The sequence below is a fragment of the Denitrobacterium sp. genome, from assembly GCF_056180635.1.
In genome coordinates, this window is record NZ_JAZZJS010000030.1 from 75,716 (window position 1) to 95,198 (window position 19,483).

The 19,483-nt window shown below is 58.6% G+C and carries 1 protein-coding gene; it reads right to left on the reverse strand.

Going from position 1 to position 19,483, the window contains the following annotated elements; translation table 11 throughout:
• Positions 1-547: 547 nt before the first annotated feature.
• Positions 548-19,453, reverse strand: coding sequence for an LPXTG cell wall anchor domain-containing protein (locus AC04P6_RS02745; protein ID WP_475565059.1), 18,906 nt, complete (start codon positions 19,451-19,453; stop codon positions 548-550).
• Between the last annotated feature and the right edge of the window lie 30 nt (positions 19,454-19,483).

Consider the following 19,483-nt stretch of genomic DNA (forward strand, 5'->3'; position numbering starts at 1 on the left):
CCATTCTATATAAAATGGCACTCACAGGCTACCCTTTTAGCGCTAATGATACATCAGCGTTACTATTTCCCACCCAACGCACATCGGAGCCCAAACGCACAAGGCTCCAAGCATTGCGCAGGCTAGACACGCCGAGGAAAGCCGGCGGGTCTGGCCTGGGCAATATCTGCGGGAAAACGGCCCCACTATCCGAAAGCGCGCACGCGCTTCTCCGCAGCCCCCTATCGGGCACCCCAAAGCCCGATTGCCCGCGCACAACGCGCAGGCTGGGCAGACAGGCGGGGAAAAGGGGGCTGCACGTCTCCCCGCCTGTCGAACGCCCTATGCTCAAGACCGGCAAAAACCGCAAAGCCGGTCTTTGGCACCCTGTGATGTACGGGGCCGATACGCAGAGCGCGCATGCACTCGTGCGGGTCCCGCCCCGCCGGGCGAATGAGCCCGGCGGGAGGTTTCGGCCCCGGTTATCAACCATCACCGTCCCAAGGCGCATCCGCCTCAGGCATCGTCATGCGCAGGGGCGCCGCATGCAGCGCTCCGCACCCAGCTGCTACCTCAGGCTCTTCATGCCGTAGTGGTGCACGCTCGGCTGCGCGATAGCCGCTGCACCCATCGAGGCGCTGGTCGCGTAGTCGGCGAACGAATCCTCCTCGGCAACCACCGACTGCGGGGCAACGGGAGCCGTGGCCTCGTATCCGGCGCTAAGCATGGCGCGGAAGCGATCGGTCTCGTCGGCAGCGCGCTTGCCGCCGGCAGCCGCAGCGCTCATGCGATCAGCAATGCGTTCCGCAGCCGCGCTGACGCGATCGGCCAAGCCCGCAGCGGGATTTGCTACGCCAACGGGACGCGCCATGGAATCGGCCGTCATCCGCTTCGCCTGAGCCTTACGCTCGGCCGCGCGCTCGCGCGCATCGCGCAGGACATCCCTACGCTCGCGCACGGCTTCCGCCATGCGGGCAGCGCGCTCCTTCGCGCCCTGGACGACTTCGCCCATGGCCTCCGACGCGCCATCCAGCGGATTGGGCATCGTCTGAGGCTTGGCTACCGCTGCGCCCGCTGCGGCCATGGGGGTAGGGGTACCCCCACCCACGGCGAACATGGCTCCCGGCCCCTTCGGGCTGGCCCCGTTGCCAGAGCCGCCCGGAGTGGTGGGGTCATCGTCATCCTCGCGACGACGCTTGGCTGCTGCCAGTGCCATGAGGCCCATGGCCGCCAGCATAGCGATGATGAACGGATAGGTGGTTTCCTCGTCGCCCGTCTTCGGCAGGCTGCCTCCGCGGCCGTAAGTGGTGGTCACGACGGTCGTGGTGGTAGTGGTCTCCTCGCCACCCTTCTTGCCGGTGTACTTGAAGATCGGGGTCAGGGTAGTCTCGCCCCAAATCGGGATCTTCGTGTAATCCGGATCGTAGGTGGTGTAGGTGTGCTTCTCGCCCGTTTCGGGATCGATCCATTCCACAACCCAGCCGGTGGGCTCGTAGCCGTCTTCCGGCGTAACCGTGATCCAGCCTTCAGGGATGTACGTGCCGTACGGCAGCGGATCCGTGCCGCCAATCACCGTGCCACCCGTGGGCGGATTCTCGGTGCTTACTGGGTACTTCTTGGGAGCCCAATGCGCGTACAGGGTGGTTTCGCCCTGCGGCATCGTGACGCCCTCTTCCAGCCAGTAATCCGGCGTGGACGGGTAATCGGCATCGCTCGGGTCATGAGGCTCCTTATCCCAGCCGATGATCTCGAAGCCAGCGGTGGTCAGGACGGAGCCCTTCTCGCCCGTGCCATCCGACAGGTTCACGCTGGAACCCCACGGGGCTACGGTATCAGGCACCGGGCCGTTGTAGACCTTCTGCTTCTCGGTGGTACCCGGCTTCAGCGGCGGGTTCTCATCGTAGTGGATGATGCCGTCTTCGTTCTTCTCGAAGTTCGCCGTGTACACAGCCGTGATATACAGGCTGGAATTCGTGCCAACGCCAGGCAGGATAGCCGCCTCGGTGGAGTACTCCGCGCCATTGGCAATGGTGGTTGCCTGGGTGGTCATGCCGGTGCTCTGGGTAATCATGCCGTCGGGCACCGTACCGCCGTTACTCTCCATGGTCGGGCTCAGCTCCAGCTGCTCGTTGCCCACCGGACGCTGCGGCTGCACGAACTGAACGTCATCGGCAGCATCGTCGGCAAGCGCGTCGGAAATCTCGTAGTTTACGGTCCAGTTCACGAAGTGCCAGCCAGGCAGAGCCACGGCCTGCGCGCCCTCCATGCTATTGCCGGTATACGTGAGCGCGCTCTGCGTGTTGTCGTACTCTTCGCCATCCACCGAGGTGATGAACTCCTCGCGCTGCGTTACGCTCAGGTCGCTGGCGGTCTCGCTCTTGTTGAAGCGAATCATGCCGCCGTAGGAACCGGCACCCGTGCCATCGCTATCGCCATTCACGCGGTAGATGATGTGCGAGCGCTTCTGAGCCCACTGAGCGTACAGGGCGGTGTAACCGCGGTACTCGCCGTTGTTGTCCAGCTTCACCGTAGTCGAGCTGGAAAGCGGGTCTACCTTCACCCAGTTGCCGTCGGCGTCCTTCGCATAGGTTAGATCGCCATACTGGTTGGTGTCGTCGGCGTTGCCCTCGGTGATGCCGTCAACGGTACCGGAACCGTCGGCTGCGGTATTCCAGCCGATGAAGTCGAAGCCGGTACGCTCAGGCGTGACGTAGGTGCCCACCCAACTATCCACGTGATCGATGCTCGTCCAGCTCTGGACCGTCTGGTCGGGAACGGTGGTGGCGCCATTGGTGCCAGGCGTGTAACCGGGGTTCACGCTCGAGGGTACCACTGCGGAGCCCTTGGCCAGGTTCACCGGGTCGTCGGCATTGCCGTTGTATTCGACGATGTAGTTCGTGTTCTCCTTCCAGTAGCGCACGAAGTGCGGCTCGGCGGCAGTGCCGGAGAGCGTTACGCCATCATTGATTCCCAGCGTGCCGTAGCTGCTCGTGGGCGTAATGCCCGTCTTGTAGCCGCTCTCGTCGAACGTATCGCCTGCGTAGGTGTAGCCCGCGAAGCTCGGCAGCGTGGTGGCATATGCCGTGGTGCCTTCCACCATGCGGCGGGTCACCAGGTAGCCGTCGGCTTCAGCCGTAGCGGCATTGTAGCTGTCCACATACGTGGTGCCGTTGTAGTTGAGCAGATGATACTCGTCATAAACGGGAATCAGCTTCAGCCACTTGGCGTATACGTGCACTTCGTTGTTCGCGTCGTCAACCGCCAGGTCACCATAGGTTGCGGTGGTGGCCACGTTGGTGGTCATGGTTCCCGCATTGGTATCCATCAGATTGGACGGGTTGAAGTCGTAGCGATCGAACTGACGCGTGGTTCCGTCGGTCGGCGTATAGGTAGCGTACACCGGCGTATCCCAGGTGACCGTTTCCGTATGGGTGGCCACAGGCGTGGGAGTGTCGGCATCCACGTCGTAGTACACCAGCGTGTAGGTCTTAGGCGTCCAGTGCGCAACCAGGGTGATGCTGCTCGGGTCGGCGTTCGGGTTGTCCGGGTAGGCAATGCCAACCAGGTCCTCATAGGTCATGCCAATGGTGGCATAGACCGGGTCGCCGTTCGCATCAACCGAAAGCGTGCCATCGCCCAGCTTCACCTGCCAGCCATCAAACGTATAGCCAGCCTTGGTGGGAACATCCACCGCGCAGGCATTCTTGCCATCGGCGAACTTGTCGTTCGTCCAGGCCACATTGCTGATGGTCTGGCTGGGCTGGTCATACGTCCAGCCGTAGTTCATCACATACGCGGGCAGGTCGGTACCGTCGGTATCGCCGTCATCGTAAATGACCTGGTAGTCGCTACGCTCCTGCCAACGCGCGTGCAGCGTGAGGACGTTGGGCGTGCTATCCGGCAGGTTCATCTTCTGGAACGTGTAGGTGTTCAGCGCCTCTTCCCAGAACGACGGGTCGTCGTACACCTGATCGTCGGTCATGGTGCTCGGCGTAAGCTGCGTCTGGTAATCCCAGCGCACGAACGTGTAGCCGGGACGCACCGTGCTGGCGCCAGGCAGCAGGTTCGTGTCCGTCAGGGCCAGGACAGCCTTGCGGTTCAGCGGCGTACCGCCATGCGTGTTGTATTCCACGAAGTACGTGCCATAGGCATCCCACTGCGCCGTGAAGGTGGTGGGGCCAAGAATGGCCAGGTCGTCGACCTCGTATACCCAGCCAGTAACCGGCGTGGTGGCAATGGAGCCATCAGCCTGAACCGGCCACATCTCGTAACTCCACGGATACGGAGACTTGGGAACGATTTCCGCCGGGTTGTTGGAAACGGCGTTCACGATGGTCTTGTCGGCCGTGTCGTTGTACTTCACGGTCTGCACGTTCACGTACGGGTTGCTCGTATCGATGTAGCCGCCCGTGGCACTCACGAAGTTGACCTGATACTCGTTGGGCTCGAAGTTGGCCACGTAGGTCACGCCATCCACGAACACGCCGTCAGCGTTATGCGTGGGCGTAATCTTGTTGGTGGTTGCATCCACGGTACCCAGCAGCGTGCTGCCGTCCTTCATGGTCCAGTTCACGAAGTGGTAGCCCGTATTGGCCGTGGGGGTAGACCCCAGCACGTTCGTGGACGTGGAGATGACGGTCTCGCTCGTGGGCAGCACCGAACCGAACAGCGGGTCGTTGGGCTCGTACTTGATAGTTACGGGTACGGGCTCCCACACTGCGATCAGCTTGGCGTTGTGGCCGGGCATCGTAAACGTGCCGCCCGACGGGTAGATATAGCCGCTCTCGTCGCCGTCCAGCTTCCAGCCAGCCAGCTGGTAGCCGTCCTTCTCGGCGGTGGCAGTGGAATTGTTCGGAATGCCCACATGCGTACCCGTTGCGTACTCGCCCGACGGGTCGGTGGAGCCAGTGGCCCAGTTGCCGCCATTGGTATCGAAGATAAGCGTCTGCTTGGTGGGCGTCCACTGCGCCGTGAACGTGACGCTGCTGTTGGTGAACGGCGTGCTCACGTTCGTCTTAGCCGTGCCGGTAATGGTGCCGGTTTCGCCCGTATCCAGGTTCTCCCATACCCATCCGGTGAACAGGTAGCCCTCGATGTGCGCAGGCACGTACATGCCGATGTCGCTCTGCCATACCGTCTCAGCGCCGTACTGGTAGTCGGTGCCGTTTACGCTGAAGGGCGAAGGCACGGCCACGTAACGCGTCGCACCGGAAAGCGTGGAGCTATCGGTGGAGCTGTAGGCCTTCGAAACGTCGGTCCAGTCGCCAACCGTCTCGCCATTCACACCCGTACCGCGCAGGTAGGAAATAATCTGCTTCTGCACCAGCACCGCGGTGAAGGTGAGCGGGCCGGTTACCTGGATGGACTCAGGATCCATGGTGGTACCCGTGACACCCTTATCGGGGCCGTCGGTGTACTCGTACTCCCACATGACCACATAGCGCGTGGGATCGGGGTTCACCACGGAAATCGGGTCGTTGGCGGTGCCGTCGTAGTTGGCGTCGCTCAGACTCGGGTACAGGTCGGTGGGCACGTACTGGATGTAGCTCGTGCCGCTCATGGAGGTACCGTTTACCTGCACTTCGGGCGTGGGGCTAATGGGAGCAGCCACCGAAGGATCGATCTTCACGTCCTTCATGTAGGTGACGGGCTGCTTCTGGCGCGTCCACTTGCCCGTTACCACCACATTGCCCTTGGGCATGGTGAACGAAGTGTGAGCGACGTTCCACGCATCATTGGGCAGGGTGAGCGCCGTGCTCGTGCCAGCCGGGGTGTAATCCACGGTCACGTGGGTGTAATCCCAGCCGTCAAACGTCCAGCCATACACCGTTGCCGGGGTATCGGTGCGCAGGGTATGGGTGCCGCCCGGAGCCACCGACTGAATCGGGTTCGTGATGGTGGGCGCGGGGCTCGGGCATTCGTCCGGATCACTGCTGAACTGGTAGGTTACGGTGAACGGGCTGGTCTCGTAGTAGAGTTTCAACACCGTAGTGCCGTCGCCTGCCACGGTTGCGCTGGCAATGGTGCCGGTAACGCCCGTGTTCAGCATGTAGCCGTCGGCAATGTAGCGATTCACGTCATCGGGGCTGCTGGTGGAATAGGTCACCGTGCTGCCCGTGGTGGCAGTACGCGTTTCGGTCTCGTCGGGCACGCGCGCATAGGTGCCGTCGGGCAGCTGCTTGTAGAACTGCACCGTGTAGTCCACGTCGGCCGCTTCAGTAAGTGCCGTGTAGGTGGCGGTCACCCACCCACCGTTCAGATTGCCAACGCTGGCCATCTGCGACAGGTCGAGCGTCCAGCTGCCGTCAGAATTCTCAGTGAGCACACCATAGGGATTGTTGTCACTGCTGGTGCCAACCGTGTAGGTTTCCTCACTAGCGGCACCCACGACCGTAGCCTTCCAGCCAACGATCTTGTAGCCGGTAAGCGGCATTGCGGTTACGGGGGACAGACCCGCGCCGGTGGCCCCGCCAACCAGCTGGGTAATGCCGCTTACGGCCGTGCCGCTCGCCGCAGCTCCGTCATAGAGCTGGGCGTGCGAGGTGTCATCCACCGCGTAGTTGATGGGCGTGGTGACTTCCTTCCACTTCGCGTAGATGGTCACCGTGCCGCCATCATCGATGGCAGCCTTACCCGCCGTGGCGTCCACGGCCTTCAGAGCCTCGGCCAAATCGCCGTAGCTCAGGGTGGCGCCACTGGTAAGCTTGCTACCCGTCTGGTAGTCGCTCGTGAGCCACCAGCCATCGAAGGTGTAGCCGCTGCGGTCGACGTCGTAGTCGCCCGGAACCAGCGTATAGCCTGCCGCGGTGGCGTTGTCGGTCCACTTCAGAGGCGTTTCGTCGGTACCCAGGAACTGGTTGCCAGCCACCGAGGCGATGGAGCCACCCTTCAGGTCGTACTTCACCGTGTAGTTGCTGTTCTCAATCCACTTGGCGTACAGGTCGTAGCTGGTGGTGGTGTACTTGCCCGTGCCGGAGCCCTTCAGTGCAGCCTGCAGATCGGCCAGCTGCTTCACCGTCCACGTGCTCTTGTTGGCGCTGTAGCCGTAGATGGCAGGATAGTTGAAGGCAACGGTGCCATTGCCCGCGAACCAGCCGTCGAAGGTGTAGCCGTCACGCGTGGGATCCTTGTCGTAGCTGGCGCCGATGTACGTATCGGTGTTCCAATCCAGGCCGGTCTTCTGAATCACATCGCCCAGGGGCGTACTCACGGTGTTCTGCGGGTAGGTATAGCGGCCCGCAGGATCGCTACCGGTGTTCAGGTTGTAGTTGACGGTGTATTCCATCTCCTTGTACACCACGCGCGCTTCCAGCGTACGCGTGCCACTGTACAGGGCACTTGCCAGCGCGCTCTGCACCCTTGCGTCGCTGTACGAAACCACGCCGCTACTAGGCACATAAAGATCGTTGCCGGTATAGGTGCCGGCGCTATCGAACCTGTAGTCGAAGCTGCCATCGGCATTGGTGTCGATGACCCAGCCATCAGGCGTGAAGCCCTCGTACGTGATGAAGCTGGTGCTCGGCGAAGTGATGTCAGTACCTTCAGAAGCCGAAATCTTCTTATCGGCGCGGTTCGCATCGCCCACGGGCTTCGGGTCGGTACCCGGAGCCACCTGGTAGTTCACGCTCCAGCCAGTCTTCGTCCACTTCGCGTACAGATAGACGTAACTCTTTTCCGATTCGGGTTGCGCGTTATATGCAGCATAGTTGTCGTCACTCTCAGCGATCTGCTGGACGGTCTTGTCCCACTTGCCGCTCGTATCGGCGTCTTCAATCTTCACGCCGTTACCGCCCTTGGCGGTGTACCAACCCTCGAAGGTATAGGTACTCGTATCGGTACCTACCGACTTGCTCGGGATGGTGGTGATGGCCGTGGGATTCTCGGTCCATTTGAACCACTGATCGGTGGCATGCACCACATCATTCGTGTCGATGGTAAGGTTCTCATCGTAATCGCCAATGTAACGAACCTTGAACTGGTTTTCGCTCCATACCGCATACAGCGTGACCACAGCAGGACCATTGTAATTCGTCAGCTCACCGTTCGTTCCAGTGTTGTAGCTAACCACGCCAGACGAAGCCGCAAGGTTCGCATCGGGAGCACTCGCATACTCGCTCTTCGACCAACCAAGGAACGTGTAGCCATTAACGGTGTAAACGTTCTTGTTTAGATCTTGGGGGGTACCCCACGTGAAGTCCTGGTCGGGGCAGCTGCCCGAGTAGATGGTGCTACCCGTAGGCAAGTTCGGGTCGAACTTCACCGTGTAGTCGGCCAGCTCGTAGACCTCAATCAGGCGCAGGGGGCGCGCGGGAATGGTATAGCTATTGCCATCATCGCCCGTAGCGCTAGTCAAACCGCTCGTAACATCATAGTTCAACTTCTGTCCCGCAGCGGAAACGGCCGAGGCCAACGTAGTGTTACCCGAAGCAACTATGATTGGATTGCCCTTGGAATCACATACGGGCTTCTTCGTGCTGGGGTCGTATTCCGCCCAACCCTTGAAGGTGTACGTATGTCCGGAAAGCGTCTTGTCTGCGCGGCTACGATAGATATTTTGATCACTCGCATAGGCACCATAGTTAGTAGGCGTGGCATATACCTCGGCACCCATACCCGTGGAATCCAGCAGATTCTCACCATCCTCGTTGTAGAACACAACGTAATAACCTTCGCCTGGAGTGCTGTTGTAGCCCCAGTTCACATACAAAGTTACATCTTCCTTTGCCACCGATTCATCTACCGAAGGCGTGGCTGCGGAATCTTGGACGCTCTTAAACACCGGGTCGGAACCAACGGTCACGGTAATGCCGTTGTTCCACAGGCCCTTGTACGAACCCGTAGCCCCCGAGCCACTGGCGGAGTCGCTCCACTGCAGGAAATCGTAATTTCCACTAGGAGCAGACCAGAAGTCATATAGGTGCTTCCCGTCCGTGTCGTACTGTTCCTCGCCGATACTGTTGTATTTCAAAATATACGGCAAAGTAAGCGTATCGCCGTACTCATACGTGGGCAACGGAGTCTCGTACTGCCACACACCCGCAGCGCTGCTATACGTTGCCGTCTGAGTCGTACACGAACCATCAATTCCGATGTCGCGATCGAGCGTCAAAGTATATTGGCGGTTCTTGTAGATAGCGTACAACGTGATGTTGTCGTTGCTATCAATCAAGGAAGTGAGAGGGGTAAAGGAGCTATTTCCAGCAACCTGAATGTCTCCGGTACCATTATCGTTACTCGCCCACTTGGAGAACTTACGTGCGTAAGGAGGCACCACGATAGACCCGTTCATGCCGGGACTCGGCGTAAACGTATCGTCTTCCATAGATGTTGCGTCACCACTGCCAAACGTGTACGTCTGCACATACGACGTCAAGCCAGCAGGCGACTCTCCATTGCCGGGATTGCCCGAACCGCCATTACACACATACGTGATGGTGATGGTCTTGCCCACCCACTTGGCCTTCAGCGTGGCATCGCTACCAGGCATAGTGAACGTATCATTCGTGGTATCGGTATCGTTGCGGCTATAGATAGTGGTCGCATTAGTAACGGGGTCGGTGTACTCCCAACCACCAAACGTATAGCCATCGGGGATATCACTGGCCTGGACGATAGGCACAGAATCTACCGTGCCCGTAGCCACGTTATTCTTCACCACATCGGGCGTAGTGGAGATGTCGTAATCATACGTCAGCGTATGCACGCTGGCCTTAACTACGGGCCGGAACGTGGTATTACCGCGAACTGCAATAGTACTCGGATCGTTGGTTTCACCCGTAATGGTCTTGGTATCAGCATGCCACGTCTCGCTCGCGGTAGCCAGGCCGCTCATGTTTGCGTCGCCCACCTGGATGACGTAGCTCCACACGCCCTTGCCGCTCTCGGTCTTCTGCTCGTAGCCCGTGACAACGCTCGTAACCTCATAATTGGCAAGAGTGCCCGTCTTTTCAACAGGGTAGCTATTGTAGGCAACGGTCTGCGTAGTAAGGGCACCACCCACCGTGGCATAGCCAGCCACGTCGGGCAGGAACTCAACGGTATAGTTCTTCGGCACAAAGTGCGCACTCAGGGTATCGGTCTTATACGCCTGGACGGTCGTGCTCGTTGCCGGGTCGGTGGTAACCGTAACCTTCTGCGGGATGACGCTCTGGGCGCCCGCTACCAAACCAGAAGCAGTAGACCAGCCATCAGTTTCCAGATTCTTGGAAGGCTCATTCGCACTCGTCCACTTCTCGAACTCGTAGCCATAGTTCGGCAGCGCGTAGGCCCCCGTGGGACTCGTGGGGGCAGTAACCCCATCGTTATGCACCGTTTCAGGATTGCTCACGCTGGCCAGATTCATAGCCACCGTGCCGCGGCCGGAACTCGCAGAATCCACGACATACGTGTACGTAGCATCGTCGGGCTCCCACACGGCCTTCAGCTTCATACCGCCATTCTGCATGGCGATAACTTCAGTGGTAGTGTAGGTCTTCGGAGAAGAGGGCGCACTGCCATTCACCTCAACCAACTCCCAACCAAGCAACTTAAAGCCATCACGTTCGGCAACAGGCTGAGCGCTCAGAGTGTTACCCACGCCATCATGCCAGATAACCTTCGTATCACCCGTTCCACGCGCAAGCGTAGATTTTGTATCCGTCGAAACCATCGTTCCGTCATTAGTAATCTTTCCCCCATTGGCATCGAATTCGGCATCAAAGAACGTGGGAGTGTAGACGGAGTCAAGCGTGAAGTTGCCCAGCACATACATGTCGTACAAATCAGACATGGTGATAATCTCGTACTTCTTTGTACCCGCAGCAACTTCGGCCGCCGTGCCACCTTCGGGGTCAGCAGCCCACGTGGTGTAATAGTACGGATCAGGGGTAACCGAAACATAATTAGAATCCACTCGGTCTGTATTAGTCACATGCCAACCCTCAAACTCGTATCCACCCTTATGCAATGGAGTGGTATCACTAGCAGGGGAAGGACCTGTAACGGCAATGCCGGGTTTCGGAATCTTCTCAGAAACCTTCTTGTTCGAATACGTCACCGCCGACGGGAAATCATCGCCAGGGTTATCGTTGTTATATGTAACGGTAAAAATCTCGTTAAAGTGAGCCGTGAACAGGGTATCCTGCACAATCACAGCTTCAGCGGTACTGGTCGGGTTGGTAGCATAGTGAGTAACAGTGTCATATCCCGTCCACGTCCAGTTAGTAAACGCAAAGTCGTTCGCCGAACCCGTCGCGACGGTATCCGCCGTAGCAGACACTGTCTGGCCGCTCACGTCCACGCCGCCAATGGTGGAACCAGCATCCAATACCAACGTGGGCTTATCAAACGCACGCACCGTTTCCTGATACACCACAGTACCAGCCGAAGCCTTCTGGCTACCTGCGGTAAGAGAGCCATTCGTATCGGCAACATACGTCACCGTAAACGGATGACGCACCAGATCAAGACGCAGGGTAACGTCGCGGTCGGGCATCGTAAAGGTGCTTAGCGCCGAATGGCTATCACCCGTAGACGTATCCACCCACACCAGATCCGCACCCGTGGGCAGGTCGTAGACATCCAGGGCGTTGCCCGAATAAGACGCGAGGATATCGGATTCGCTCCGCATGGCGAGCGCCGTAACCGTCTGGCCCACACGATACGAATTAGTACTAGAGATACCACCCGTGTCAACGGGAGCCGTGGGATTGGTAAGGCCCGCGAGCGTGCCCAAGTTACCATACTCATACGTGACCGTATGAGTATTGCGCTTGTAGTACACCTTGAACGTGGTACCCGAGCCAGCCAACGTCTTCGTCCAGTCGGCGCTCTGCGCCGTGTCAAGCGTATAACCTGAGCTCGGATTAGCGACGTCATACTGCACGTACGCGGTGGTATTACTAGCCGAAGGAGCAACCGTATAACTCGTAGCCGTCTTCAGAGCCGTAACGCCATCGCTCTCCTCCGTAATGGTAACCGTGCTATCGGGAGAGCCATCAGCCGGATACGTGCCATCGACCAGCATGAAATATTCCTCGACCACGACGTTAGTGGCGTCCGCAGGCTCCCAAATGGCATACAGGTTTACATTATCCGTAATAACCTTGCCCGTGTAGACATACGCCGTATCGGCAACGCCCGAAGCATTGTAGTCGGAGTCGGGGGTAGAGGCACCCGCAGTGGTTGACCAGCCCTTGAAGATGTAACCAGGCCGCGTCATGGTCACGCCGTCAGTTCCGTCGTACAGACCATACGTGGTGTTATTGCTGCCGTTGTGAACGTTCATAAGGTACGTTCCGTCGCTCTCGGCAGGAATCTGCTCGCTGAACACCACATCGCTACCAATGTCAGAAACCTTTTGGGCAGGATTAGACCCAACCTGGATCTCGGCATCGGTCGCGTTGGCATGGTACGTAACCGTCTTATTATCGCTCCAAATAGCGGTAAGAGTAAACGTATGGGGACTGCCATCCGGATTGGGGTCATTAATACGCCACGAGGGGCTTGCCGCCCGAATCAACGCCTCAAGAGTGCCGCCCGTAATCGTCTGAGTAGCACCACCCAACTGGATATGCGCAGTAGTGCCCGCAGTTCCATTCACCGACACATTCCAGCCGGCAAACGTCTTGTTTACCGCAGCGCCAGCGTCAACAAAGGGCTGCGGGATGGCACCCAAGCCGATACCCTGTGTGTAGGAGAGATTTGTAATGGTGTCAATGCCGTATACCCACGGATCAGTATCCGTTGAAGCCGGCGTGTTGGTGTAACTATAAATTTCATTGCCAACAGCAGGCGTGTAGGATACTTCGCCAGGCTCAAACTTGATTTGGTACTTAACAGGCTTCCACACCGCATAGAAGGTGTTGCCCGAGCTATTGGGGTCATCAGTGACGCTAGGCTGGATGGTATACACGTCATTCACGGCATAGTCCATCACTTCGCCATTAGAGTTCACGTGGCTAGGATCCCCAAAGGCAGCGACATACGTATCGTTCAAATCGCCGATGTCCGTCTTGGTCCAACCCACAAACTCACGACCAGCGTGGGTGCTATCGGTCTCCCATGTATCCACGCCAGTGGCGGTCTTACTCAATACGTAGTAGTTGGCACCCGTCACGATAGCCGAATCAGTATCGGTGTACGTATTCGCAGTGTTCAGCGAATCAATGTACGTAACGCTTTGCGGCTTGGCATTGTACTTGGCATACAGCCTAATGGTATTTCCACCCGTAGAGCCCAGGGCAAGAATGTCCTTCACCTCTGTCGTGCTCCAGGAGAAACCAGCATCCGTAACCTTAGTCGCGGGATTGTAATCGGTAGTCGTGTACCAACCATCGAAGGCATATCCAAGCATGGGCACGCCATTCGTATACGTAGCGTTGGTGATAGTGGCAGGAGGATTACCGGCATTTCCCGAGAAGATATGATCCGTGTACGAGAGCGTAGCGTACGTAACACCATCGGCAGCACCGAGTTGCCTCCAGCCACTTGCATCAGAGCTGTCTGGCACGCGGTACTCAACGGTGTAGGAAAGCTGCTTGGTTATCGCGGTAAAGGTGACATCGGCCGCCTGTTCCCCCGTGCCACGCCCAAACTTAATCTTGGCCAAAACATCGGCCCACTGCGAAGTAGCAGAAGGACTCGACGGATCAAACGCCGCCTTGGAGGTTGATGTGCCCATCAAGGTGATAAATGCCTGTTCAGCCGCGCTGGTAGTGGTATCGTCGCCATCACTGGTGGCATACGTCGTCGTGTTTCCGGCAGAATCGGTGGACGTCCACGTCCAGCCAACAAACTGATAGCCAGTACTGGCTTTAGGGACACCATTGGAATTCCAAGCGCCCGTGTGAGTAACGCTCCAATCGGGGGTATATGCGCTGCCCAGCGGCGTGCCGCTTTGAACGCCACTGTATTCCGCGGTGGTCGCATTCACAAACGGAGCTGTAAAGCTCAGCCCGCCCGAACCAGAATCAGCCCACGAGTATACAGAGCTGTCGGGAGTGGTGTACGTGACCTTGTATTCCTTCGGCTTCCACGTAGCGTAGAACGTGGTGTCGGCGTTAATGGTCACATCGGTGGGGCTCTTGCCACTCATGGAGGTTTCCGAGGTCACCGTAGTCGGAGAGCTGTCGCCGGGGAACGTTACCGAACCCACGAACGTCCAACTGTCGATCTCGTAGTCATTCGTGCCATCCTGGCTCGTGTCGCCATACGAAGACTTGGTGGGGGTACCACCCTGGGAAACCAACTCAGTTGCACTATAGGGGCTCGTGGTCTTCACGGAAACGCCCGTGGTATCGCTCGGGGAAGCCGCATACGTAACGGTGAACTGCTGGTAGGCCCATTCGCCCGTCAGGGTCACCGCGCGTGCGGGCATAACCTGAATGTAGTTGGCGCTCGTAATGGTCACCTTGTCGGTAGTAGCTGCATCGCTCCAACCGCTGAAGTAGTACGAACCGGCGTTGTAGCCCGACTTCAGAGGCAAGCCACCTTCGCCAACGGGCGTAGAGGAAGAGCTGTAGTTCACGTTGCCGCCATTAGCAGTGCCCGCGGCATACGTAGCGCCCCAACGCGCCTTATCAGTGTAGAACGACGTCGTAGAGCCGTTATCAATCGGAATGGTCGGATACGGGTTCGCAGACACGCCCGTGGCCAACGTAGGTTTAAACGTGATGTCGAACGTGGGACGCGTATACGGCACACAGATGACAGAGGCGCCATCACCCGTGATGCCGCTTACCGTAGCGCCGCCATCCACCACGGAAGGCGTGCCCATGGTCCAAAGGCTCGTAGGAGCCACGCTGCCAGCCGCCGTCTTATCGTCGGCCGTAATGTTCGCAGCCTTCGTCCAGGAGGACGCCGCAGAAGCCGTGGCAGCCGACGCGTCGGAAGAATCCTTGGCCTGGGCCTTCGCGCCCGTCAGGCTCACCGGCTGGAAGGCATAGCCATCGGCGTAGTACGTGCTCGCGCCATTGGTAGCATACGCGCTTGCGCCATCGGTGGTATCTACGACACCCGCATCGGCTGTGCCGTCATTGGCGCCGGGGTTAGCAACATCCATGGGAGCCACCGTGCCGTCGGCGCTCTGGTAGTAACGCACGATCTGATACTGCACGGGCACCAGGTCGAACCAGATTTCCACGACGTTCTTGGAAGTATCGGCATCGATAACCGGAGTAACAAACGCAGTGGGGTGCGCCACCGTAGCAGTACCGCTCGAATAATCTGTGTATTCAATCTTGCTGTTGGTACGCGGGTCGGCATAGCCGTCGGGCATAGAAGCCGGCGCATTCGTATCGCTCAACGTATCGTCAAAATACGAGCTGACATTCCACCCACTCGTACCAAACTCGGTGTTCTGGATGGCGCGCGCTTGTTTGAAAGCTTCATCGCCAACATTCATCTGCGAGCCAGTTACGCCATCGCTATACGTCTGGGTGCTGTCCTTGTAAGTAAGATTGCCAGCAGCATCTGCCACCTGAACATGAACCTTCACGGTATAGTCGATGGCATTGGAGGGTGAATAGTACACCTTGAACTTCGTAGGCGCCGTAATTGTTTCAGCCGTCGGGCTGCCCGAAATGGTCGTCTCGGCCGACCATGAAGTGCCATCAAAGGTGCTCATCGTCCAGTGGTCAAGCACGTAACCAGAGGTGGCTGCGCCAACGGTCACGCCCGTCATCGTCGGGCTGCCGTTATGATCAACCTGCTCGCTCGTGGTGCCGGTAATCGTTGCCGTGCTGTCAGCCTCATAATCAACCTGGTACTCGGTAATCTTCCAAGTACCGGTGATCACCAGGTTCTTCGCAGGAACCGTGTACGTGTTCACCGGCGAAGCAGCCGTACCATCGGTAACCGTGGTGGGCGTAGTAGAGTCGTCGGTGCTCCAGCCCACGAACGTGTAGCTGTAAGAGGTGCCACCCACAGTACCCGTGGCCACGTCGCCCACGATGGGCACGCCCACGTAACTGCCAGTACCATTGCTATCGGCAATGTTCATGGTGTCACCGAAGGCCAGGCCCGTGGCATCCAGCGTATCCACATCCATGGTGGTGCCGGCATTGGCGTTGCTGCCGCCAATGGTAAAGGAACCAAAGTTGCTGGTGAGGGCAGAAATGCTGTCGCCGCTATCGCCTGCGTACGTGAAGTCCACGTCGTAGGAGTCATGCGACCAGATGGGCACGATGGTGCAGCTCGTGGGGCTGCCCACGTACACCTTCCAGGGGTCGGAACTGGTGCCCGAACCCTCGATGCGCGTGTTCAGCGGCGTGGTGCCGTCGGCGGCCACGCGAGCGCTATCGCCCAGCTGCGTTGCATTCTCCACGAACTCAAAGCCCACGAGCGTATAGCCCGTACGCGTGAGCTCGGAAGGCGTGGGCAGGTTGTACCACGTATCAGGCTGCACCGTGGTAGGCAAGGGCGAGTTCGAAAGCGTGGCGGTAAGAGCCGTGTAGGTCGAGGCAACCGCGATGGTGCTCTCGTTGGCTACCAGCGGGTCACCCTGCTGGTCATCGCCCGTCTTGGAAAGCCACGGTGCAAGCGTGACGCTCTGGTCAACAGGCTTCCACAGGGCCGTCAGGTCGCGGTTGGCGCTACCGTCGGGAAGCGCTGCCGACCAGGTATACCCCGTGGGGGTACCCCCGGGTACGTAACCTGCGCTATTGGTGATGTAGTTCGTGGTGCCCTGCGTCCACGTCCACCCCAGGAACGTATAGCCCGTCAGGTAGTCACCGGCGTCAGGAGTATTGTCGGTATCGTACAAAGGCATATCGGCCGCCGCCGTAGTGGGGGGAACCGAATGCGTATGGTTCGTCTCGTTCCACAAGCCAACGGTCACCGTGGTGCCCGTCTTGCCATTGGAAGTGTCAGACGGGTTGGTATAATCGCCGCGCAAATACTTCACCTGGTTACCCGTACCAAACGCCGAATACAGGTTCACGGTAGCTACGCTGCCGGAAACCGTACCGCCACTCGTGAACGTGAAGTTCGTAGCGTTCAACGCCTTGGGCAAGGAAATGGTGGTCACCGTACCCGCGGCCGTCTGATCGGCATTGATCCAGCCCTGGAAGAAGTATGGGCTACCAGCGTTCACGGTAATGGCATCGTCAACGTCGTTGGTGCCATCCGTCTTGATGACGTTCTCGCCGTACTTGATGGTCTGCGTTGTCAGGCCCGAAATGGCACTAAACGTGGCGTTCGAAGCGCCGAGCGTAGAGTTCTGGAATACGACGTCGATCTTATCGCGGTACCAGTAACCCTTGATGGTGGTATCGGCCGTGATGGTCACCTGATGGTTCGAAGCAACGTTGCTTGCCAGAATCACCGTGTCGGTGCCATTCTGCGTGACCTTCCAACCCAGGAAGTGCACGTAGTTGGTGCCCCCCACGCCACCGGGCAGGCCAGCGGGAATGGTTTCGGTGCCCGTGCTCAGCGTAGTGCCCGTGCTGTTGTAGTACGGAAGGTCGATGGTGGTACCCACCGTTACCGTACCCGACTGGTTCGCAGGCAACGGGCGATCAGTCGTGGTCACAAACGTAGTGTTCGTAGCCAGGTCGGCCAGCGAGGTATTCGTGCTGTCGGTATCGATCCAGTTGTACGTAATGCTCAGATTGCTCGGGCGATCGTAGTACAGGTTGATGACGTTGTTGCTGGGATTGCCCGAAACAACGTCAGTGATGGTCAAGCCGGGGTTGCTGCTTTCAAAGCCCGCAAAGGCATCAAGACTCGTACCCGCGGCAACGCCATCGCTCTGCGCGCCATAGCTGGCATATGCGGGAGCGGTTACGGAGCTAAACGCCGACGTATCGGCAGCAGGCTCGCCCGAAGGACGTGCCGTGGAAAGTCCAGCGGTCACCATGTCGTTGTAGGTAACCGTATCACCCACCGTAGCCGTGGAGATAGCCACTAGGCCGCCTTCTGCCGTATACGTAGGCGTAGCGCCAATGCTCGTGGGAGCATCCTGATAGTAGCGCTGCACGTAATACGTCACGGCACCCGCAGTGTAGTTCTCGCGGAACCAGGTGTCCTGCGTAATGGTCTGGCTACCCGGAGCCACGAATGCAACGCCCGACTTGCCCATATTCGACCAGGTCGTACCATCGGTCGACATATCCCAACCGTTCTGGTCGAGCGTCTGGCCCGCCGTGGGCGTGTACGCAACAGCGGTGTCGCTATACGCGCTGCCATCAGCCGTGCTGGTGAACGTGGTCAACGGCTGACCATAGTAGCCTTCGTACGTAAGTGCCGCGGGAAGCGTGCAGTTCACGCCCGCCGTGGGGAACGTGACCGTGTACTTCTTCAGCTCGGGCACGAACACGAAGTCCTTCTTGGTGTCGGTAACGGTGGCCTGAATGCCCGGCGTCGAGGTATCCTCGTCAGTTACGGCAACCCACGTACCGCCATCGTTCACATACCACGTACCCGTGGGAGTCGCAGTCGTGGAAGGCTTGTAAATATCATCGTTATTGCTGGTGCTGTTGGGGGTATACCCCGGCAGGGTCACCTGCGTACCGGCTTCGGCAGAACCAGAGGTGGAGCTCAACGTGCCCGTACCAGTGAAGTCGTTGGTACCGCGTGCGTCAGAGCCACCAGAGCCATCAGCACCCGTGGTGGAGCCCGACAGGCCATACGACGTGGTTACGGGAATCTTCTCGAACACGGCAATAAACTTGGCGTACGCCGTAATGGTTTCACCCGTAGGATCGCCAGAAATGGAGGTAGGCGTGCTCCAGGAGCCCGTAGGAGTCGTACGCGTGCTCTTGTACCAGCCCTTGAACTGCCAGTTCGAGGCAGGCGTCGTTGTATAGGAAATCGTGCCGCTGGTGTAGTGGCTCGTGTCGTGCAGACCGCTATCGTGCTTCTCGTTATAGTATTCCTCGCTCGTGAAGGTACCCGCCTGGTCGGTAATCGTCGAGGTAGTCAACGAGGTATCCGTAGTGTCAATACGGTCGGTAATCGTCACGCTGTTGCCCGGGTTGGAGCTAGTGGTCTCGGTAATCGTCGTGCTACCGCCCGACATCGTGCCGACCGCATAGGTAATCGCACGCGTTACGGGGATCCACGTATAGGTCGCCGTCACGTCCTGCGCGGGCATGGTGAAGCCCGTAGCGAAATACGTAGTGGTGTCGGCGCCCTTCACCGTAGGCGCATTGCCCGTGGCGGTGTTGGCACCCTCCCACTCGGGGTCGGCGGCGGAGGTATTCGAAGGATTGCTCTTGTTGATAGGCGTGGGGAATGTGCCGATGGTCTGGCCTACACGCTTGATGCTGTATCCATGTGCGGGAGAATAATCACCAATAGCGGAATACAGTGTAGTGGGAGCCGTTCCGACCTCTTTGACGATCGAGGGGGCTTCAGTTGAAGCATACTCAATCGTGAGCTTGTACGTGTTCAGCGTGTAGTAAACATGGACTACGTTGCTGGTAGTCGTAGCGCTGGCGAGCGTCACGGTTACGTCGGTCGCCAGCGCAGCAAGGCCCATCATCGTGGTCTGCAAGTTTGCATTGCCCGTATTGTTGGTAATGCC